The organism is Nocardia anaemiae NBRC 100462 (assembly GCF_001612725.1).
Taxonomy (GTDB): domain Bacteria; phylum Actinomycetota; class Actinomycetes; order Mycobacteriales; family Mycobacteriaceae; genus Nocardia; species Nocardia anaemiae.
On sequence record NZ_BDAZ01000019.1, the window covers coordinates 1 to 20,057 of the forward strand.

Annotated in this window: 19 protein-coding genes; 9 read left to right on the forward strand and 10 right to left on the reverse strand. The window is 65.8% G+C overall.

Translation table 11 applies throughout. The features are described 5' to 3' along the window. Positions 1-2,435: ATP-binding protein (locus tag NA5_RS13225; RefSeq protein WP_169811294.1), on the reverse strand; the 2,435-nt coding region annotated here is incomplete at its 3' end. A gap of 112 nt (positions 2,436-2,547) precedes the next feature. Here NA5_RS13225 and NA5_RS13230 point away from each other — a divergent pair. Both NA5_RS13230 and NA5_RS13235 read left to right on the forward strand, forming a co-directional pair. Beyond that, positions 2,548-3,705, forward strand: a complete 1,158-nt coding sequence (locus NA5_RS13230; protein WP_062985512.1) for an epoxide hydrolase family protein — start codon at positions 2,548-2,550, stop codon at positions 3,703-3,705. A 58-nt stretch (positions 3,706-3,763) separates the two neighbouring features. Continuing rightward, on the forward strand, positions 3,764-4,693 hold the full coding sequence (locus tag NA5_RS13235) for a MerR family transcriptional regulator (protein WP_062985513.1): 930 nt from the start codon (positions 3,764-3,766) through the stop codon (positions 4,691-4,693). Here NA5_RS13235 and cysC read toward each other — a convergent pair. Genes cysC through NA5_RS13250 form a run of 3 tightly spaced genes read right to left on the reverse strand, consistent with a single transcriptional unit; the run spans position 4,690 to position 8,380 of the window. Continuing rightward, a complete protein-coding gene (gene cysC / locus NA5_RS13240) occupies positions 4,690-6,528 on the reverse strand; it encodes an adenylyl-sulfate kinase (RefSeq protein WP_062985515.1) in 1,839 nt (612 codons plus the stop codon). The genes NA5_RS13235 and cysC overlap by 4 nt on opposite strands. Further along, on the reverse strand, positions 6,528-7,460 hold the full coding sequence (cysD, locus tag NA5_RS13245; RefSeq protein WP_062985517.1) for a sulfate adenylyltransferase subunit CysD: 933 nt from the start codon (positions 7,458-7,460) through the stop codon (positions 6,528-6,530). Before cysD ends, cysC begins: the two co-directional genes overlap by 1 nt. A gap of 32 nt (positions 7,461-7,492) precedes the next feature. Then, the gene (locus NA5_RS13250; protein ID WP_062985736.1) at positions 7,493-8,380 is read right to left on the reverse strand and encodes a helix-turn-helix domain-containing protein; all 888 of its coding nucleotides are present in this window, start codon (positions 8,378-8,380) and stop codon (positions 7,493-7,495) included. Positions 8,381-8,469: 89 nt separating this feature from the next. Here NA5_RS13250 and NA5_RS13255 point away from each other — a divergent pair, with 89 nt between their 5' ends. Genes NA5_RS13255 through NA5_RS13265 form a run of 3 tightly spaced genes read left to right on the forward strand, consistent with a single transcriptional unit; the run spans position 8,470 to position 11,582 of the window. Continuing rightward, the gene (locus tag NA5_RS13255) at positions 8,470-9,633 is read left to right on the forward strand and encodes a hypothetical protein (RefSeq protein WP_062985738.1); all 1,164 of its coding nucleotides are present in this window, start codon (positions 8,470-8,472) and stop codon (positions 9,631-9,633) included. After that, positions 9,633-10,409, forward strand: a complete 777-nt coding sequence (locus NA5_RS13260) for an SDR family oxidoreductase (RefSeq protein WP_062985519.1) — start codon at positions 9,633-9,635, stop codon at positions 10,407-10,409. Before NA5_RS13255 ends, NA5_RS13260 begins: the two co-directional genes overlap by 1 nt. A 9-nt stretch (positions 10,410-10,418) precedes the next feature. Continuing rightward, positions 10,419-11,582: a sulfotransferase family protein gene (locus NA5_RS13265; RefSeq protein ID WP_371856411.1), complete on the forward strand. Its 1,164-nt coding sequence runs from the start codon at positions 10,419-10,421 to the stop codon at positions 11,580-11,582. A 39-nt stretch (positions 11,583-11,621) separates the two neighbouring features. On the opposite strand, the gene NA5_RS13270 is transcribed toward NA5_RS13265, so the two are convergent. Then, the gene (locus tag NA5_RS13270) at positions 11,622-12,293 is read right to left on the reverse strand and encodes a PaaI family thioesterase (protein WP_062985740.1); all 672 of its coding nucleotides are present in this window, start codon (positions 12,291-12,293) and stop codon (positions 11,622-11,624) included. A 245-nt stretch (positions 12,294-12,538) separates the two neighbouring features. On the opposite strand from NA5_RS13270, the gene NA5_RS13275 reads away from it, so the two are divergent. Continuing rightward, positions 12,539-13,192, forward strand: coding sequence for an HAD family hydrolase (locus NA5_RS13275; protein ID WP_062985521.1), 654 nt, complete (start codon positions 12,539-12,541; stop codon positions 13,190-13,192). Positions 13,193-13,250: 58 nt separating this feature from the next. Here the strand turns inward: NA5_RS13275 and NA5_RS13280 are convergent, their stop codons facing one another. Next, positions 13,251-13,844: a TetR/AcrR family transcriptional regulator gene (locus tag NA5_RS13280; RefSeq protein WP_062985522.1), complete on the reverse strand. Its 594-nt coding sequence runs from the start codon at positions 13,842-13,844 to the stop codon at positions 13,251-13,253. Positions 13,845-13,865: 21 nt separating this feature from the next. Between NA5_RS13280 and NA5_RS13285 the strand changes: the two genes are divergently transcribed. Then, positions 13,866-14,234 (forward strand): hypothetical protein, encoded by a 369-nt coding sequence (locus tag NA5_RS13285; protein ID WP_062985523.1) that lies wholly within the window; start codon positions 13,866-13,868, stop codon positions 14,232-14,234. 11 nt (positions 14,235-14,245) lie between these two features. Next, positions 14,246-14,734, forward strand: coding sequence for a hypothetical protein (locus tag NA5_RS13290; RefSeq protein WP_245672222.1), 489 nt, complete (start codon positions 14,246-14,248; stop codon positions 14,732-14,734). A gap of 174 nt (positions 14,735-14,908) precedes the next feature. On the opposite strand, the gene NA5_RS13295 is transcribed toward NA5_RS13290, so the two are convergent. The 4 genes from NA5_RS13295 to NA5_RS13310 are packed head-to-tail and all read right to left on the reverse strand — an operon-like array spanning position 14,909 to position 18,109. After that, entirely contained in the window at positions 14,909-16,114 is a 1,206-nt protein-coding gene (locus tag NA5_RS13295; RefSeq protein ID WP_245672214.1) for an RNA polymerase sigma factor, read from the reverse strand. Positions 16,115-16,173: 59 nt separating this feature from the next. Then, positions 16,174-16,521: a YciI family protein gene (locus NA5_RS13300; RefSeq protein WP_062985742.1), complete on the reverse strand. Its 348-nt coding sequence runs from the start codon at positions 16,519-16,521 to the stop codon at positions 16,174-16,176. A 38-nt stretch (positions 16,522-16,559) separates the two neighbouring features. Then, positions 16,560-17,417, reverse strand: coding sequence for an ABC transporter ATP-binding protein (locus NA5_RS13305; protein ID WP_245672215.1), 858 nt, complete (start codon positions 17,415-17,417; stop codon positions 16,560-16,562). Positions 17,418-17,437: 20 nt separating this feature from the next. Then, the gene (locus NA5_RS13310) at positions 17,438-18,109 is read right to left on the reverse strand and encodes a FadR/GntR family transcriptional regulator (RefSeq protein ID WP_062985531.1); all 672 of its coding nucleotides are present in this window, start codon (positions 18,107-18,109) and stop codon (positions 17,438-17,440) included. 241 nt (positions 18,110-18,350) lie between these two features. Here NA5_RS13310 and NA5_RS13315 point away from each other — a divergent pair, with 241 nt between their 5' ends. Beyond that, positions 18,351-20,006 (forward strand): 2-isopropylmalate synthase, encoded by a 1,656-nt coding sequence (locus NA5_RS13315; protein ID WP_062985744.1) that lies wholly within the window; start codon positions 18,351-18,353, stop codon positions 20,004-20,006. Positions 20,007-20,057 lie beyond the last annotated feature (51 nt).

The following is a 20,057-nucleotide window of genomic DNA, read 5'->3' on the forward strand; positions in this document are numbered from 1 at the left end:
ACCGCCAGTTCGGCTTCGGCCGCGCTCAGTAGGCTGCGGGCCAGGTCGTAGCGTTGATCGATGGCGCGCCACGCGGATACCGCCCTGTACCAGGCGGCCGGATCGCTCTCCCCGATCGCGGCGCAGACACCACGGTAGGCCGTGTCGACGGCGGTGGTCACCGGTAACTGGTCCGCGGTGGACGTGAGATCCGCGATCCGGGCACCGGTCGCGACCAACGGCCACACCTCATGGTGGTGCGTGGTGAGATCGTCGGCCGCCAGCGTTTCGGCGACAATCTCGCGCGCACATCCGGTTTGTCCGTCAGCGATCGCGATATCTGTTCGCACCGTACGCAATTGGAACTGGTACTGGCGCGCCCACGGTCCGTCGCTCAACAGTTCCGCAGCGGCGTCCGCACTGCTTGTTGCCGCAGCCGAAGAGCCCTGAGCCAGTGCGATTCTCGCGTGACAAAGCAGCAGCGCGGCCTTGCTCAACGGCGGCAGGTGTCCGGTGAGCGATTCATCGATGAGGCCGAGCGCCTCCGGCCAGCGTCCGAGCGCGGCCAACGCCTGGGCCCATTTCACCAATAGGATGGGCCCGGCATCGGCGAAACGGAAGGTTTCGTGGGCGGCCCGCAATCCCTGCTGGATGGCCTCGATGGCCGCAGAGTATTCGCCCGCCGCGACCAGTGCCGCCGACTCCCACAGCACCACGGTCAATAACGTCTGCGGATCGTTCGCCGCAGCATGCGCCTGTTCGAAATACCGTACGGCGGAACCATTTCCGGCGACAGCCGCCAAACCCTGGTAGGCGTAGCCGTGCGCGGCGAGCGCTGGGGTGCCGGTCTGTTCGGCAATCTCCACGGCGGCACGGGCGTCGCGCGCGGCCCCGTCGGCGTCACCGTTGAAGACGCGGGAGGCGGCGAGTGCTGCGAGCACCTCGCCGCGCAGCACGTTCGGCGGCTGTGTGGGCAATAACTCCAATGCCCTGGTCAAGTCATCGACGGATCCGCCGCTGCTCTGATTCCGCAGACCCGCGCGGTAGTAGTACAGACGCGCCGCCCGCTCGGGTGCTTCCGAGACATCCAGCAGTTCCAGCGCCGCACCGGCGGCCGTCACACCGCGTTCGACGATGCCACCGTGAAAGCAGGCCTCGACGACGCGTTCCAGCACCGTGCGGCGATCGGCCCCGATCAGCGTGGCCGCGTCGGGCACTCGATCCCACAGCTCCAGCACGCGGTCCAGTCGGCGTACGCGCTCGCCTTGTGCCCCTACATTGGCTGCACCCCAGGACGCCACGAGTGCGCGTGACAGATCGCCCGCGGCGTACGCGTGGTAGGCCAGCTCGCCCATCCGCTGGTCACCGGCCTGCATTGCATCTTCGGCGAGCAGCACCCGAGAGAGCTTGCTGTGCAAGCGCTTTCGCTCGACGGGCAGCATATCGTCATAGACGGCATCGCGAATCAGGCTGTGCCCGAACTCGTAGCCGGTCTCGGTGACGAGCAGTAACCGCTGGTCGGTCAGCTGGCGCAGGGCCAGGTGCAGCGCGTCGTCGGTCAGGTCTGTCGCGGATTCGAGTAGCGTGGCCCGCACCGTCGAACCTGCGGCCGCGGCGAGTCGCAAGAGCGCCTTGGCATCCTCGGGGAGCCCGGCTTGGTACCCGAGCAGCAGATCGGATAGATCGGCGGGCACGCGGTCGGGATCTTCCTGCAGCGCTCGTCCGAGTGCCTCGACGAAGAGCGGAATTCCCTTGCTGCGCTGAAAGACTCGGGCGGTCACCCCCGGCTCGGGTTCGCGGTTGAGCACCGCGGCGAGTTGACGGCCCACCTCGTGTTTGGTCAGTGGCTCCGGATTCAACACGCGCACACCGGGATCGCGGCGCAGCCCGGTGACGAGCCGACGCAGCGGTTCCGAATCGGTGGGCCGGTAGGTGCCGATCAGCAGCAGATCGCGCTGGGTGAGATTCGCGATGAGGAAGGCCAACAGTTCGCGGCTCGAATCATCGGCCCAGTGCAGGTCCTCCAGGACGAGCACCACCGGATGCGCCAGTTGCTCGACCACCGCAAGGATCTCGCCGAACAACCGGATCGGATCGCTTTCGGGCTCGGCCGCACCGGTGCGCATTGCCAGCTCGGGCAGCCAGCGCGAGAGTGCGGGGCGTTCGACCGGAAGTAGCGCGGACAGCTCGTCCAGTCCGATCCGCCGCACCAGAGTGCGCATGATCGTGACGAACGGCGCGAACGGCACCCCGCTCGCGCCGAACTCCGGACACCGGCCGGTCAGCACGAGCACATCCGCGCCGAGCCGCGAGGTGAATTCGCTGACCAGCCGCGATTTCCCGAGACCGGGCTCACTGGCGATCAGTACCGTATGCACCGACTCGTCCTCGTACGCCCGCTGGAGCGCGGCGACCTCTGCCGCTCGCCCGACAAAGGCCCCGAGAACGATCGACACCACGCGATCATGCCCGGCTGACGGGCACAGTGCCAACGTAAAGAGCCGCGGACCCGAAGATAACGAATTCTCGTGATTCGTCGGCACCCGTGTTACCAGCAGAGTCGATCCCATGACGAACAACGACATCCACCCCTTCCACATCGAGATCCCGCAGGCCGCTATCGACGATCTGCGCGAGCGGCTGGCCCGCACCCGCTGGATCGACGACCTGCCCGGCACCGGCTGGGAACGCGGCGTGCCCACCGCCTACCTGCGCGAGCTCGCCGGTTACTTGGCCGAGAAATTCGACTGGCGTGCGGTCGAGGCCGAGCTCAATGCATACCCGCAGTTCAGCACCACCATCGACGGGCAGGGCATGCACTTCCTGCACGTGCGCTCCGTCGAAGCCGATGCCACCCCGCTGCTGTTGCTGCACGGCTGGCCCGGGTCGGTGGTCGACTTCCTGGACCTGATCGAACCGCTCACCGATCCGAAGGCGCACGGTCACGCCGACGTGCCCGCCTTCCACCTGGTCATTCCGTCGCTGCCGGGCCACGGCTTCTCCGGTCCGATCACCGCGGCGGGCTGGCACGACGGCCGGGTCGCGGCGGCGCTGGCGGAGCTGATGGCTCGCCTCGGCTACGACCGGTACGGGGTGCACGGTGGCGACCACGGTGCGTTCCTGGCCCCGCGGCTGGCCCGTGTCGATGGCACGCATGTGTTGGGCGTGCACGTCAATGCGCTGGTCACCTTCCCAACCGGGGATCCGGCCGATATGGCCGCGCTCACCGCGGCCGAGCAGCAGCGGCTGGCACGCATGCAGAACTTCCAGAAGGACGGTTCGGCCTATATGAACCTCAACGGTTCGCGTCCGAACACCATCGCCCAGTTGCTGGCCGATTCACCGGCCGGGCAGCTCGGCTGGATCGTCGAGAAGTACAAGGAGTGGATCGACCAGTCGCGTGAGCTGCCGGAACAGGGCATCGACCGCGATCGCATGCTGGCGAATGTGAGCATCTACTGGTTCACCGATACCGCCCGCAGCGTGGCCAACTTCTACTACGAGCGCTTCCACGATGCCGCGATGTTTGCACCCGCCGCGAAGGGCACCGTGCCCACCGGTGTCGCGGTCTTCAAGGACGGCGACTACGCGATCCGCCGCTTCGCGGAAAAGACGCACAACATCACCCACTGGTCGGAGTTCTACTCCGGCGGCCATTTTCCGGCGCTCGAGGTCCCCGACTTGCTCATCGGCGATATCCGCGAGTTCTTCCGCACTATCGGCTGACCCGTAGCATCACGCCGGGATTTGCGTCTCCACCAAGTGGAGACAGGAGGGTAGCGGTATGGACGGCGACACGCTCTATCCGATCGGCACCATGGCCGAACGGACCGGCCTCTCGGTCAAGACCATCCGGTTCTACGCCGATACCGGTGTCGTGCCGCCGACCAGCCACAGCCCCGCCGGTTATCGGCTCTACGACGACGACGCACTCGCCCGCCTGCAACTGGTGCGAACCCTGCGCGAACTCGGCATCGACCTGCCCGCCATCCGACAGGTGCTCGACCGCAAGCTGACGGTGCCCGAGGTCGCGGCCGCACATGCCGACGCACTGGAGTTCCAGATCAGCACACTTCGAGTGCGGCGCACGGTGTTACGAGCGATAGCCGAGCGGGGCCCGACTCCCGAGGAGATGGAACTCATGCACAAGCTCGTCGAACTCTCCGACGCCGAAAAGCGCCGCCTCATCACGGAATTCATCGAGAACACCTTCGGCGGCATCGATGCCAACCCGGAATTCGTCGACCTCATCCGCTCGGCGATGCCGGAACTGCCCGACGATCCGGAACCCACCCAGGTGCGGGCCTGGGTGGAATTGGCCGAACTCACCCGGGATCCTGATTTCCGCGCATCGGTGCGCCGCATGGCCGAGTACCAGGCCGCGCAGCGCGCCGAAGGCGATACCACCGGCCTGCACCATGAGCTGACCGAACTCGTGCGCGAACGAGTCGGCCGGGCGCTGGCGGCCGGAACAGCACCGTCGTCGGCTGCGGCTCGACCCATCGTCGACGAGCTGGCCGCGGCATACGCGTCGACATTCAGTCGGCCTGATGACGCAGAATTACGGAACTGGTTGCTGACCCGCCTCGATGTCGCGGGAGATCCACGCGCCGAACGCTATTGGCAACTTCTCTCGATCATCAACGGCTGGCCGGTCCCGCCGACCTTGGGACCGGTGTTCGAGTGGTTCGGTGCCGCATTGCGGGCGAACTAGTCCAGATCCGCCAGCTTGGCAAGAATGGCCGCGGCCATGGCTGTCGGATCGCCGTCCGCGGGGCGCAGCACCAGGTCGGCTCGGGTGGGCGCCTCGTAGGGATCGTCGATGCCGGTGAAACCGCGGATTTCACCCGCACGGGCCTTGGCGTACATGCCCTTGGGGTCGCGGGCTTCGCAGACCTCGAGCGGCGTATCCACGAAGATCTCGACGAAGGGGATGCCCGCGGCCTCGTGCACGGCACGGACCTTATTGCGATCGGCGGCGTAGGGACTGATCAGTGAAACCACCGCGACCACACCGGCTTCGGCGAACAGTCGAGCCACCTCGCCGACGCGACGGATATTTTCGACGCGATCGGCGGCGCCGAAGCCGAGATCGGCATTGAGGCCGTGGCGCAGGTTGTCACCGTCGAGCAGGAAGGCCGGACGGCCCGCCGCGACCAGGCGCCGCTCCAATTCCACTGCGACAGAGGACTTTCCGGAGCCGGACAGGCCGGTCAGCCAGACGGTCAGTCCCGCGGTGGGGCGCTCGTCGCGGCCGACGGCGGTGGCGTGCCAGACGACGCGGGAGGAGGGCAGGGTCGGTCCGGTGATCATGCCCGCGGCGACGGTGTTGTTGGTGGTGTCGTCGACCAGGATGAAGCTGCCGGTGGTGCGGTTGCGGCGGTACGGATCGAACAACAGGGGCTGGCGGGTGCGCAGCTGGATGCGCCCGATCTCGTTGAGCGACAGCGAATTAGCGCTCTCGTCTCGGTGCAGGGTATTGACGTCGAGCCGGTAGTCCAGGCTGCGCACCTCGGCGGTCGCGGTGCGGGTGGTGTGCCGGATGGTGTAGGTGGCGCCGGGGGTGAGTTCGGAATCATCGGCGAACCAGCACACCATCGCGTCCAGATCGCGTCCGACATGCGGCCGGTTCGCGGGACGGCAGATCAGATCGCCACGGGAGACGTCGAGTTGGTCGGCGAGCTGAATGGTAACCGCCTGCGGCGGAAAGGCTTCCGCGATCGGCGTCCCCCCTGGACCCCAGATCGCCTCGACCGTGGTGGTGAATCCGGAAGGCAGCACCGCGACCTCGTCGCCCGGCTTGAAGACGCCACCGGACACGGTACCGGCGTAACCACGGAAATCCTCTGCGTGCCTGCGGGTTACGTATTGCACCGGGAATCGCGCATCGATGAGATTGCGGTCGGAGGCGATATGCACCTCCTCGAGATGGTGCAGCAGGGGCGAGCCCTCATACCAGGGCATGCTCGCGCCGCGGTGCACGATATTGTCGCCGTGCAGCGCCGACATCGGGATGAAGGACAGATCGGCGACGTCGAGTTTCGTTGCGAAGCCGACGAATTCCTCCTTGATCTCCTCGAACCGGTCCTGCGACCACCCGGCCAGATCCATCTTGTTCACACACAGCACCAGGTGCGGGATGCCGAGCAGGCTGGCCAGGAAGGCATGCCGCCGAGTCTGTTCCACGACGCCCTTGCGCGCGTCCACCAGGATCAGCGCGAGATCGGCGGTGGAGGCGCCGGTGACCATATTGCGCGTGTACTGAATGTGGCCGGGGGTATCGGCGATGATGAATTTGCGCCGAGGCGTGGCGAAGTAGCGGTGCGCCACATCGATGGTGATGCCCTGTTCGCGTTCGGCGCGCAGCCCATCGGTGAGCAGCGCCAGATCCGGATAGTCGTCGCCGCGTGCCTTACTGGTCCGCTCCACCGCGGCGAGCTGATCGGTGAAAATCGTCTTGGAGTCGAACAGCAGACGGCCGATCAGTGTCGACTTTCCGTCGTCGACGCTGCCCGCGGTGGCCAGGCGCAACAGGGTGGTGGTCGTCATCAGAAATACCCTTCGCGTTTGCGGTCTTCCATGCCTGCCTCGGAAATACGGTCATCGGCGCGGGTGGCGCCGCGCTCGGTGATCCGGGTTGCGGCGACTTCGGCGACCACATCCGCCGGGGTCGCCGCGGTCGATTCGACACAGCCGGTGCAGGTGGCATCGCCGACCGTCCGGAATCGCACCGTGCTGTCATACGGCTGCTCGCCGTCGAGCAGGGTGAGAAACCGGGTGTGCGCCAACAACATTCCGTCGCGCTGCACCACCTTTCGGCGGTGCGCGTAGTACAGCGGCGGCAGCTCGATGCCCTCGGCGGCGATGTAATGCCAGATATCGAGCTCGGTCCAGTTGGACAGCGGGAATACCCGGATGTGTTCGCCTTTACTGTGCCGACCGTTGTAGAGATTCCACAGTTCCGGTCGCTGATTGCGCGGATCCCACTGCCCGTATTCGTCACGGAAGCTGAATACGCGCTCCTTGGCGCGTGCCTTCTCCTCGTCCCGGCGCGCGCCGCCGAATACCGCGTCATATCCGCCCTCGCGGATCGAGCGCAGCAAAGTGGCTGTCTGCAAACGGTTTCGGGAGGCGCGCGGTCCGGTCTCCTCCTTCACCCGCCCCGCGTCGATATCGTCCTGCACGCTGCCGACCACCAGACGTAAGCCGAGCCGCTCGACGGTGCGGTCGCGGTATTCGATGACCTCGTCGAAATTGTGTCCGGTATCGATATGCAGCACCGGGAACGGCAGCGGTGCGGGCCAGAAGGCCTTTGCCGCGAGGTGCAGCATGACCACCGAATCCTTGCCGCCGGAGAACAGCAGCACCGGCCGTTCGAAGGTCGCGGCGACTTCCCGGAATATATGTGCCGACTCGGCCTCGAGCGCCTCGAGATGAGGCAGCTCGTAGGTGCTCGCCGTCGACTTCGCGTACTGGCTCACGCCCCAAAACTAGAACACGTTTCGGTCATTGGTCAATGGGTGGAAACCGGCTTGTGACCCCCGGATTCGGCGGTCACCCGATCCGCGGCGGCCACGAGTGCCGTTCCGCGACGGTCGATCTCGGCGCCGGTGATGGAAGCTCCGACGTACATCGTCAGCACCATGTTCTGCCTGCCGTCGCCGCCGTAGGTGGGTGCGGCGAGCAGGCTGACCGGATGTTCTTTGCGCGGGCGCAGATCGGTGCCGAGATAGACCCGCTCGCCGAGGCTGGTCACCAGTTCGCCGACGAGTTCGCGCACTTCATTGGGCAGATCGCTGGCCGCGACCCCGGCCAGCAGAGCGTACAGCCGCCGACCGGCCGCGGTCAGGCTTTCGACCAGGTAGCCGCGCTCACGACACTCCGCCACGATCCGGCGCAGCCTGGCCTCGTCCTGGCGCAGCGGCACCGTCGGCGGCTTGCGCAACCAGGCGTCGAAGGCCGCGTCGGTATCCCAGAGCACGTACATCAGACCGACCGGCGGCGCGAAATGGTAGGCCGCACCCACCTTGACCAGGCCGGGACCGGTGCTCTCCAGCACCATGATCTGCTCACCGACCACGGCAGAGGCGGTACAGGTGGTGCGGTAGAGGGCCGTGAGTTTCTCCAGTTCGGCGCGCGCGATGCTGGCGATGGCGAAGCTGTCCTGCGCGACCCGGCCTGCTGCGATAAGCGCAGGTCCGAGGCCGTAGGTGCGGGTGTTCGGGTCACGCATGAGATAGCCGCCCGCGGTCAGTTCGGTGAGGATGCCCAGGCAGGTCGGCTTGGCCAGGTCGAGTTCGCGGGCCAGTTCGGAGAGTCCGAAGCGCTTGCCGCGCCGCTCGACGAAGAAATCCAGCACTTGGACCACCCGTGCCGTCGGGGCGGATCTGCGGGCAACCATGGACAACTCCTAGAACAGGTTCTAATCTTGCTCATATCGAAATGTACCAGAGCGGTACATATTTGGAACAGCTACTTCGGAGAAGCCTCTTGCTGACACAGCCGTTCGCGGAAGCCATCGCCGCCGCCGAGGAAATCATCACCGGCGCACCGCATATTCGGACCGAACAGGATCTCGTCGAGGGCTACGACTACCTCGCGGGCAGTATTCGCGCCTCCATCCAGATGGCGTGGGCCTTCGAACGGGACTTTCCGTTCTTCGTCATGTCCACCGGGCCGTACACCAAGATGGGTCTGGACAATCCGGACACCCTCTACTTCCACTCATATCTGCGCCCCGACGCCGAGTACGTGGTGACCGGAACCCGCGGCACCACCCGTGACCTCAGCTTCCAGGTGCTCAACGGCAACTACTCGCCGGTGGACGTCCCCGACAGCGAGACCGCCTTCGATGCCCGCGCCCTCGATATCGCGGCCGACGGGTCCTACGAGCTCCGTCTCGGCCCCGGTGCGGCGCGCCCTGGCTATGTCCATCTCGCGCCCGACTCCGCGATGCTCGTGGTGCGCGAGGTCTACAGCGACTGGGCCACCGAGAAGCCGGGCACGATTCGCATCCAGCGGGTGGATACGATCGGCGACGCTCCGCCGCCGCTGACCAAGGACCTGATGAGCAAGCGATATGAGATCGCCGGGAAGATGCTGGTCTCGCGGCTGAATACCTTCCTGGCGTTCCCGAAGTGGTTCTATCTGAACCTGCCGGTCAATACGATGACCGAGCCGCGCTCCACCCCGGGCGGACTCACCACCCAGTTCTCCTCCGTCGGTCACTACGAACTCGACGATGATCAAGCGATGATCCTCACGGTGCCGAAATCGGATGCGCCGTACCAGGGTTTCCAACTCGGCAGCATGTGGTACCTGTCGCTTGACTACATCAACCACCAGACCAGCCTCACCGCCGATCAGGCGCGCGTGGATCCGGACGGGATGATCCGGCTCGTGATCAGCGAGCGCGATCCCGGATTGGCCAACTGGATCGAGCGCACCGGGCATGCGCGCGGGTACCTGCAGTTCCGCTGGCAGCAGCTGTCGCGGGATCTGAAGCCCGAGGACGGGCCGACGGTGGAGGTGGTGTCGGTCACCGAATTGCCCGAGCGACTGCCCTACTACCAGGAGGCTCGGGTCACGCCCGAGCAATGGAAGGCGCGGATCGCGGCGCGTCAGGTTGCCGTGGCGGAAAGGATGCTCGGCTGATGTTGTTGCAGGACAAGGTAGTTGTCGTCTCCGGGGTCGGTCCGGGACTCGGCCGGGCCATCGCGGTGCAGAGTGCGCGCGCCGGTGCCGATGTGGTGCTGGCCTCGCGTACCGAATCGCGGCTGACCGAGGTGGCCAAGGAGATCACCGAACTCGGCAGACGCGCGGTGGTGGTGCCGACCGATATCAATGATGAAGCGGCCGTGACGAATCTGGTCGAAACGGCGCAGAGCGCGTTCGGCCATGTCGACACCCTGGTGAACAATGCCTTCGCGATTCCGCCGATCACCGATCTGGCCGATGTCGACCTCGATGACGTGCGCGCCGGTTTCGAGACGAATGTGCTTGCCGCACTGCGCTTGACGCGTCTGTTCGTGCCCGCGCTCACCGAGTCCAAGGGCTCGGTGGTCATGATCAATTCGGCGGTGTTGCGGCATTCGCGGCGCACCTTCGGGCCGTACAAGATGGCCAAGGCGAGCCTGCTGGCGTTGGCGCAGAGCCTGGCCACCGAACTCGGGCCGAAGGGCATTCGGGTGAATACCATTGCGCCCGGATATATCTGGGCCGACAACCTGAAGTGGTACTTCAACTATCAGGCCAAGCAGCGCGGAATCAGCCCCGAAGAGGTGTATGCCGAAACTGCCGAAACAATCGATCTGCGCAAGCTGCCCGAACCCGATGAGATCGCCGATGCCGTGGTGTTCTTCGCCTCGCACCTGGCGCGAGCGATCACCGGCGCATGCCTGGATGTCAACGGCGGCGAATACCACCACTAGGAGATGACTGTGATCGGCAGAGACGACGTCGGCACCATCGACGATCTGCACGCCTCGGCGACCAAGGTCGTCGGATTGACCGATTTCGGCGACGACGGCTACCGCGAGGGCCTGGCAGTGCTGCTCGAGTCCTATGCCAAGGAAGCCGAGCTGACGCCGTTCGGCAATAAGGTCAATCGGGCCTTCCTGCGCGGTGCGCTGATTGCCCGGCTGCTGAGTGAGGCGGCGTGGCAACGCTTTCCGGAACATGCCGAAGTCGCGATCGAGCGCCCGATCTTCGTGACCGGGCTGCCGCGTTCGGGTACCACGGCGGTGCATCGGCTGCTCAACGCGGATCCGGCGCATCAGGGCCTGGAGATGTGGCTCACCGAGATGCCGCAGCCGCGGCCGCCGCGCGAGACCTGGGCGGACAATCCGGTGTATCAGCGGATCGAGGCGGCATTCGAACAGCATCATGTGGAACATCCGGAATTCATGGGGGTGCACCATATTTCGGCGGATCAGGTGGAGGAGTGCTGGCAGCTGCTGCGGCAGTCATTGATGTCGGTGTCCTACGAATGCCTGGGCTATGTGCCGGGATATTCCGAGTGGTTGCGCGAACAGGATTGGACCGATGCCTATCGCAGACATCGGCGCAACCTGCAGTTGATCGGGATGCCCGATGCCGACCGGCGCTGGGTTTTGAAGAATCCGAGTCATCTGTTCGCGCTGGATGCGATCTTCGAGGTGTATCCGGATGCGCTGGTGATCCAGATGCACCGGGATCCGCGCACGATCATCGCCTCGGTGTGCAGTCTGAACGAGCAGGCCACGGCAGGGTGGTCGGAGAAGTTCCGCGGTCCGGTCGTCGGTGCGGGGCAATTGGATCTGTGGGCCAGGGGTGCGGATAAGTTCCTCGCGGATCGCAAGCGGCACAATGCCGCTCAGTTCTGCGATGTGTACTACGACGATTTCGTCGCGGACCCGATCGGCACCGTCGGATCGATCTACCGGCACTTCGATATCGAGCTGAGCCCCGAGGCCGAAGGGGCGATGACGGCACTGCATGCGGAAAGCACCTCGGGTGCGGCCCGTCCCGTGCACCGCTACACGCTGGAGGACTTCGGCCTCACCGCCGATCAGGTCGACGCGCGCTTCGCCGAATACCGCAACAAACATTTCCCGACGAGCTAGGGGTACCCGAGCTCAGGTGTAATCACTTGAGCTCGGCACTCACTGCTGTCCCGGTTTGAGCACAATGAACAGCCCGTGTGCCTCCGCGCACAGGCGTTCGCCGTCGTGCAGGGTGGCCCGGACATAGACCTTGCGGCCCTCCTGCCGTTCGGTCCAGGCGTGCACCCGCAGTTCGGTGTCGAGCGGGGTGATGGCGCGGTAGTCGACGGTCAGCGAGGCGGTGCGGGTGACCTCGCCCGCGTGCATTGCCGCGGCCATGCCGAGCAGATCATCGAAGGCGACCGCGATCTGTCCGCCGTGGGCGGCCTTATTGCCGCCCAAGTGGAAGGTCCGGAAGGTGATCCGAGCATGCACGCCGTCCCGGCTCGCCTTGTCGACGGTGAACGGTGGGAGGGTGACATTGCCGCGCGACGGCAGGTCGGCGCGGGTCCAGGTCGGCGCGGACCATTCGTCGACGATCGCGGCGTCCAGCTTGTCGTTGAGCTGCTTGAGTACGCCGATCGTCTCCAGCGCGAGTTCATCGGTCGGACAGGCCAGCCGGGCCCGATCCATCAGGCTGCGCACCTGTTCGATGAACGCGCCGTAGTGCGGGCCGCCGCGCGAAATATCGAGGTCGTCCAGCTGTGCGTCGATCAGCTCCGACATCGGCCGGAACCCGCCCTCGTGGTGCTCCGCGCTCGGCAGCGAGTTACCGACCTGCTCATCGTTCATATAGAACACGTTATCGGTTACGGGTCGAATGCTCGTTCGCTGGGCCAGCGTGATGGGCCGGAATCGGGCGAAGCCGCCGAATAGGGCGGCGACATGGTGGTGGCGTGCGGGGGCGGGGTGGGCTGGCCTAGTGTGGGTACTTGTTCTTGATTCAGGTCTTCCGAAATCCCCACCGCGGGGCGGTCGATGGGTCGGCCATCGGGTCGTCGCCGAACGGTGTTGCCTGGCGAAAGGCTTTGTCCCGTATGAACATTGCTGCTGTTGTCTTCGATTTGGACGGCGTTCTGATCGACTCGGAGCCGGTGTGGGAGCAGGTGCGCCGCGCGTATGTGGCGGAGAAGGGCGGGCGCTGGCTACCCGATACGCAGCAGCGGTTGATGGGGATGAGTACGGGGGAGTGGTCGGACTATCTCAGCGCTGAACTCGGTGTCGGTGCGCCGCCGGATACCGTGGCCAATGATGTGATCGATCGCATGGCGCGGCATTACGAACAGGCGGTGCCACTGCTGCCGGGGGCGGTCGAAGCAGTGCAGCGCATCAGTGAACACTGGCCGCTCGCGGTGGCCAGTTCGTCGCCGCGCACCTTGATCGATACGGTGCTCGGTCGCACCGGCCTGATCGAATTCTTCGGCGTCACCTTCTCGACCGAGGAGGTCGATCGGGGTAAGCCCGCGCCCGATGTCTACGTGGCGGCGGCCGCCTTCATGCGACACAAGTCCACCGAATGCGCCGCGGTCGAGGATTCGAGTAATGGACTGCGCGCCGCACACGCGGCGGGTATGCGCGTGATCGCCGCGCCGCGCCCGGAATATCCGCCCGCGCCGGACGCCCTTGCCTTGGCCGCCGAGGTGATCGACACCCTCGACAAACTGACCCCTGAGATCGTCGCCGGGGAGTGAGACCGACTCGCCGATTTCGATGTCGGGACCGTAAGAGGCGCGGATCTCGAGGCGCGGCTCACGGGTGGTAGGACTCGAGCAGGGCGCGGGCGGCGGCAGTGAGGTCGGCTTCGAGCCAGGTCGGCAGGGCGGGGGCCTGGGCGTGGCGGCGCAGCGCGGCGTAGGGCAGGTCCACTACCGCGCGGCTGACGGCATCGATCTCGCGGTCGCCGTCGCGGCCGAAGCGGGCGGCGGCGATGCGGCGCAGGTGCTCGATGAGCGGTGCGTTCATCTCGTCGAGGCGGGCACGGAATTCCGCATCCGGTCCGCCGTCGAGCAGATCGCTGGGGCGCAGGTTCAGCAAAAGTCTTGCGTCGTCGGGTAATTCGCGACCGAAGTGGATGCTCGCGACGGCCATCGCGACACCGGCCTCGACCGGGTCCGGCTCGGCGGCCGCGGCCTTGACCCGGTCCTGGAAGCGTTCGAGCGCACGCAGCCAAGCCGCGGTCAGCACGCCGTTGCGGTTGCCGAAGCGGTGATAGAGGGTGCCGACGGGTGCGCCACTGGCCGCCGCGATCGCCGCGACGCTGGCGGCGCGGGGACCGTCGGTGAGCACGAGGGTGCGCGCTGCGTCGAGGATCACGTCGGTGTCGTGCTTGCGGGGAGGCGCCATGTACTAGTACGTTCCTTCTATATGGAGCGATTGCCCTACATAGATGAGCATGCCAGATCGGTGGACGCGAATCGCGATCGGGCGTGGAAAGCCTTGCTGAAAGTTGTCTGCAAGGACCCCAATGATCCGTCGAAGGCGCCGACCGGGTTCGTGCTCGAAGCCGCCGAGGAGCCCGCTCGGCTGGCGCTGCGCGGGCGGCACTGGTTCTCGCGTTATGCGCTGGTCTTCGAATTGGATGAGCAGGGGCCGAGCCGGACATTGGTGCGGGCGCGCAGTTGGGCCGAATTCCCCGGACTACACGGAAAGATCTACCGCGCGTTGGTCATCGGGACCGGCGGCCACAAGCTCGTGGTGCGCGATATGCTGCGCCGAATCGCGGCCGCGGCATGATCCCGGGTTTGGTGTGGGGTGCCACCGAGGCCGAATGCGAGCTTCCCCTGCCCTGCGACGAGGTGCAACCCGGTGGGGTGCAGGCGGATCGGGCCATCAGCATCGACGCGCCACCCAGCGTGGTCTATGGCTGGCTGTGCCAATTGCGGGTCGCGCCCTACAGCTACGACTTGCTCGACAACTTCGGCAGGCGCAGCCCGCGCCACCGTGATCCGGCGCTGACCGAACTGGAAGTGGGACAGCGGTTCATGTCCGCGTTCACCCTCGTCTCCTTCGTGCTGTGCCGCCATATCACCCTGGTCTCCGGCAAGGTTTGCGTCACCTACGCGGTGCGCCCCGAGGCGCACGGCACCCGTCTGACGGTCCGAATGCATTGCGGCGCACCGTGGATCATCGCCCGCGTGCTGGCCCTCGGCGATGTGCTCATGATGCGCAAGCAGTTGCTGACGCTGAAGGAATTGGCCGAGGCCGAGGCGCGCGCCACGGTGGTATCCCGATAACCAGGCACGATGGGTGCCACGCTCAGCCCGGCCGACCTGGGTGTCGATCACCAGCCGCACCGTCGTCCTCGGCGAGGACGATGATGCCGTGACCTTTGAATACACGTCCAACGCATTACGTCGGTAGCAGTTTCTGGTCGCAGGTGTCGCGGATGGTGATCATCTTCCGGAGCACTATTCACATCCGGCCATGCGGTCCAGTAGCAACGCTTGTTCGGCATTGTTTCCGGTCAGCTCCGCCGCACGGGCGAATTCGGCGCGCGCCTCGTCCGGCCGACCGAGCCGGTCGAGCAGGTCGCCGCGGACAGCGGGCAGCAGGTGATAGTTGTCCAGCGTACCGGTGGCGACGAGCGCGTCGACGAGTTCGAGCCCCGCGGCGGGGCCGTGCACCATGCTGACCGCGACGGCTCGATTCAGTTCCACGATCGGTGACGGAAAGCGTTCGGCCAGAACCGCATACAGGCCCGCGATGCGCCGCCAATCGGTCTCCTCGGCGCTCGGAGCCATGGCATGCAATGTGGCGATCGCGGCCTGCAGCGCGTAGCGACCCGGCCGCATCCCGCGAGTGCGGCTGGCCGCATGGGACCGGCCGAGCGCCGCGAAACCACGTCGAATCAGCAGTTGATCCCACCGCGAACGCTCTTGATCAGCGAGCAGGACAACGGTTTTCGTGGGACTCATCCGTGCGGCCGAGCGCGAGGCCTGCAATTCCAGCAGTGCGGCCAGGCCGTGTGTTTCCGGTTCATCGGGCAGCAGATTCGCCAGCATCCGTGCCAATCGCAATGCGTCCTCACACAATTCGACCCGGATCCAATCCTCGCCCGCCGTCGCCGAATAGCCTTCGTTGAAGATCAGGTAGACGACCTCGAGCACCGAATCCAAACGCCGAGCCAGCTCGTCGCCGTGCGGCACCGCATACGGCACGCGCCTCGCGGCTAAGGTGCGTTTAGCCCGCACAATACGTTGGGCGACAGTCGATTCCGGAACCACGAAGGCGCGGGCGATCTCCTCGGTGGTCAATCCGCCGAGCAGCCTCAGCGTCATTGCCACCCGGGCCGGTTGCGACAACACCGGATGACAGGCGGTGAAAATCATGCGCAGCAGATCATCCTCGATATCCTGCGCCACCTCGGGCTCGGGAGCGGTCCGCAGTTCGTTGCCGACCAGCGTCAGTTTCCGCGCGAGGTTCTGATTGCGCCGCACCCGATCGATCGCCCGGTGTTTCGCGGTGAGCATGAGCCAGCCGCCCGGATTGGGCGGCACACCGTCGCGCGGCCACTGCTCCATGGCCGCGACCAGCGCGTCCTGGGCCAGCTCCTCGGCCGCATCGATATCGCCGACGACCCGGGTCAGCCCGGAGACCAGGCGCGGCCATTCCATCCGCCAGACGGTTTCGACGGCATCTCGAGTCTGCTCGGGCGACCGGCTCATCTATCGGATCAGCCCTCGGCGACCTGACGAACCTCCACCTCGATAGTCCACTCCGGTCCGTGCACGCTCAGGAAGCGCGAGGTCCATTCCACCGCCTCCTGCTTGGTTTTGGTCTGCAGCAGACAGTACCCACCGACGACCTCCTTCGATTCGGTGAACGGGCCGTCGAGCACGGTCTGCTTGCCACCGCTCTGAGTGATCTTGGTCGCCTCGGTGATCGGATGCAAGCCAGCGGTGTCCAGCAGCACCCCGGCCTTGGTCATTTCCTCGATCACCTTGTTGACCTGCTCGATCAGCGCATCGTCGGGAACCGGCGCATCAGTCGGATCGACTCGGATCAGCATCATGTGTCGCATCTGGCCATCCTTCGTTCGGTGGTCGGCTCGTCCGACCCTCACTCAACGCATCGAACGGCTTCGGCTCGAATCGACATTCTCCCGGAAATTCTTCCGGAAGTTTGCTGAGTGGGCCAGGCGCGCACGCTCCAGCGGCCGTCGTCGTAGCGGACCGCCACCGGGTGGTCGAAGGCCGCGCTCACCGTGTCCGTCGTAACCGTTTCCGCGGCGGGACCAGCGGCAACGGTTCGGCCGTCGGCGATGAGCAGCGCGTGGGTCGTGGTGCTCGGCAGTTCCTCGAGATGGTGGGTGACCAGAATCGAGGCGACCTCGGGATGGGTTTCGCCGAGCGCGTCGATGGTCTCCAGCAATTGTTCGCGGGCCGCAACGTCGAGGCCGGTAGACGGTTCGTCGAACAGCAGCAGGCGCGGCTCGGCGATGAGGGCACGCGCGATCAGTGTTCGACCGCGCTCGCCCTGGGACAGCGTCGGCCAGATCTCCTCGGCCTTGCCTTCGAGGCCGACGGTGTCGATCATGGCGTCGGCGCGGCACAGATCCTCCGGTGTCGGCGTCCAGCGCATCGGGGTATCGATGGTGGCGGTGATGCCGGTGAGCACGACCTCGCGGACGGTCAGCGAGTACCGCAGTGGATGGCGCGGATTCACATGGCCGATCGCATGGCGCAGTGGGGCCAGATCGACCCGGCCCATCCGCTGGCCGAGGATGTCGACGGTGCCGGAGGTCGGGAAGGTCACCGCGGCGCAGAAGCCGAGCAGGGTGCTCTTGCCTGCGCCATTGGGTCCCAGCAGCGCCCAGTGTTCGCCCGCGTGCACGGTCAGCGAGATGCCGTCGATGATCTGCTTGCCTTCGCGGCGGAAGGTTACGTCGGTCAGTCGCAGCACCGGGGTCTCGGGCACGGGAGATCTCCGTTCGGTCATCACGTGAATGCGTCTTTCAAAGCCGTCAGATGCTTTCGGCTGAATTCCGCTGCGGCACTGGGATTTCGATGTGCGATCGCATCCACGAGCCGAATGTGCGCGTCGTGGTCGGCGGGCTCCGAGGGGACCGGGCGGATCCTGAGCATATCGATCATGGCGACCCGCAGGCGCGGAAGGAAGCTGTCGAAGAGTTGGGTGAGCACATCGTTGTGGGCGGCGACGATGACCGCGCGATGGAATGACATATCGGCATCGACATGGTCGGCGATCGGTTCGCCGTGCGCCTCGCGCGCGGCCAGGGCCCGCCGGATGGCGCGCAGGTCGGCCGGGGTGCGGCGCTGCGCGGCGAGGGCGGCGGCCTCGGCCTCGATGGCGATGCGGGCCTCGATGACCGCGGCTATGGAGGCGCGGCGCAGCACCACATCCCAGTCTTCGGGGACATCCAGCGCGGTTACGAAAACCCCCGCGCCCTGACGACTGTCGAGCACGCCTTTACCCGCCAATTCGCGGATCGCCTCGCGCAGCGTCGAGCGGCCAACGCCGAGTTGCGCGGCGAGCGTCGTCTCACCCGGAAGGCGATGTCCCAGTGGCCATTCCCCGTCGCGGATGCGGGCGAGCAGTAATTCCGCCGCCTGTGCCGCGAGTGGATGCCGCCGTACCTGCGAGACCATCCGAACCTCTCTACTTGTCTGAGGAGTTGTGTATAGTCTAGCCATCATGCGCACCATGCTTCTGCTTAGCCGCCACGGCGGGGCCTGACGACCGGCCGCCCGCCGTGGGGCTCCGTCGTGGCCGGTCACCGTTCTCTGTGACGGCCGCGAAGGCCAGGAAGCAGCAATCATGACCATGTTCCCCACCATTGCCACGCCCGCCGGTGCCGTCTCGGCCTGGAACAGGCAGCGGCATTCGCAGATGCCGTCGCACCGCTATCGCAGTGTCTACGATCGGGTGGAAGTGCCACTCGCCGAACGCGATTGGCCGAATGCCAGGCTCACCCACGCACCGCTGTGGGTGCCGGTCGATCTGCGCGACGGCAACCAGGCGCTGGCCGAACCCATGGATCCGGTGCGGAAGCAGCGATTCTTCGAACTGCTGGTAGCCATGGGCTACAAGGAGATCGAGGTCGGCTACCCGTCCGCATCGCAGACCGATTTCGATTTCGTCCGCCTGATCGCGCGCACCGATATCGCGCCGGAGGATGTCACGATCGTGGTATTCACCCCGGCCCGACGCGATCTCATCGAACGCACCGTGGAATCGGTGCGCGGTATCCGCAACGAGGTCGTCATCCACATGTACACCGCGACCGCGCCGGTGTGGCGAAATGTGGTGCTGGGCAAGGACACCGGCGAACTCCGCGAGCTGATCGTATCCGGCGGCCGCGATGTGCTCGAGTTCGCCGGTGCGCTGCCGAATGTGCGGTTCGAATTCTCGCCCGAGGTATTCAACCTGACCGAACCGGATTTCGTCCTCGATATCTGCGACCGCATGACGACCCTGTGGGACGCCACCCCGCAGCGGCCGGTGATTCTGAATCTGCCCGCCACTGTGGAGATCGCGACACCGAATGTCTACGCCGACCAGATCGAGTACATGCACAAGAATCTGGCCCGGCGCGAGAGCGTCGTCCTGTCCGTGCACCCGCACAATGACCGCGGTACCGGTATCGCGTGCGCGGAACTGGCCGTACTCGCCGGAGCCCAACGCGTGGAGGGGTGCGTCTTCGGCAATGGCGAACGCACCGGCAATGTCGATATCGCCACCCTGGCGCTGAATCTGCACGCCCAGGGCATCGATCCGATGATCGACTTCTCCGATATCGACGAAATCCGCAGGACCGTCGAGTTCTGCACGCGCATGCCGATCCACGAAAGGCATCCCTACGTCGGCGATCTCGTGCACACCGCGTTCTCCGGCACCCATCAGGACGCGATCAAGAAGGGGATGGCCGAACATCGCGAACGGGCGGCCGCGACCGGTACCGATGAACGCCAACTCGATTGGCATGTCCCATATCTGCCGATCGATCCGGCCGATATCGGACGCGGCTACGATGCGGTGATCCGGGTGAATTCGCAGTCCGGCAAGGGCGGAATCGCATATCTTCTGGAATCCGAATACGGCCTGGAATTGCCGCGTCGACTCCAGATCGATTTCGCGCGGCAAGTGCAGGCGCGTACCGACGACACCGGTCTGGAGATCACCGCCGCCGAACTGTACGAGCTGTTCGAAGCGACCTATCTGAACACCGAGGCGAGATCGGTCGAGTTGACCCGATGGCGCACGACCGACGCGTTCACCGAGATCACCCTGAGCGTTGGTGGTGTCACCGAGCGCAGCGAACATCGCGGTGTCGGTCCGATCGAGGCGCTCACCGCGGCACTGGCTCGGGTGGGCTATCCGGTCCAGGTACTCGGCTCGACCCAACAGTCCATCGGCGGGACCGCGATCACCTACCTCGAGTACCGCATCGGCGCACGGACCGGATGGGCCTGCGGACGCGGCGATTCCGTCCACACCGCATCGCTGGCCGCCGTCATCCGAGCCGCGAACGCGATAGTCTCCTAACGGGTACCAATACGACATCTCGGTCAAAATGCCCGGGACGGCGGCCGCGCA

What these genes read in the sequence shown, in the direction of transcription:
- cysC (WP_062985515.1), bottom strand. Translation starts at nt 6,528, where the DNA reads ATGACGACCACCACCCTGTTGCGCCTGGCCACCGCGGGCAGCGTCGAC.
- NA5_RS13250 (WP_062985736.1), bottom strand. Translation starts at nt 8,380, where the DNA reads ATGGTTGCCCGCAGATCCGCCCCGACGGCACGGGTGGTCCAAGTGCTG.
- NA5_RS13310 (WP_062985531.1), bottom strand. Translation starts at nt 18,109, where the DNA reads ATGGTCTCGCAGGTACGGCGGCATCCACTCGCGGCACAGGCGGCGGAA.
- NA5_RS13235 (WP_062985513.1), top strand. Translation starts at nt 3,764, where the DNA reads ATGGACGGCGACACGCTCTATCCGATCGGCACCATGGCCGAACGGACC.
- NA5_RS13270 (WP_062985740.1), bottom strand. Translation starts at nt 12,293, where the DNA reads ATGAACGATGAGCAGGTCGGTAACTCGCTGCCGAGCGCGGAGCACCAC.
- NA5_RS13275 (WP_062985521.1), top strand. Translation starts at nt 12,539, where the DNA reads ATGAACATTGCTGCTGTTGTCTTCGATTTGGACGGCGTTCTGATCGAC.
- NA5_RS13285 (WP_062985523.1), top strand. Translation starts at nt 13,866, where the DNA reads ATGGAGCGATTGCCCTACATAGATGAGCATGCCAGATCGGTGGACGCG.
- NA5_RS13315 (WP_062985744.1), top strand. Translation starts at nt 18,351, where the DNA reads ATGCCGTCGCACCGCTATCGCAGTGTCTACGATCGGGTGGAAGTGCCA.
- NA5_RS13260 (WP_062985519.1), top strand. Translation starts at nt 9,633, where the DNA reads ATGTTGTTGCAGGACAAGGTAGTTGTCGTCTCCGGGGTCGGTCCGGGA.
- NA5_RS13280 (WP_062985522.1), bottom strand. Translation starts at nt 13,844, where the DNA reads ATGGCGCCTCCCCGCAAGCACGACACCGACGTGATCCTCGACGCAGCG.
- NA5_RS13295 (WP_245672214.1), bottom strand. Translation starts at nt 16,114, where the DNA reads ATGGAATGGCCGCGCCTGGTCTCCGGGCTGACCCGGGTCGTCGGCGAT.
- NA5_RS13230 (WP_062985512.1), top strand. Translation starts at nt 2,548, where the DNA reads ATGACGAACAACGACATCCACCCCTTCCACATCGAGATCCCGCAGGCC.
- NA5_RS13300 (WP_062985742.1), bottom strand. Translation starts at nt 16,521, where the DNA reads ATGCGACACATGATGCTGATCCGAGTCGATCCGACTGATGCGCCGGTT.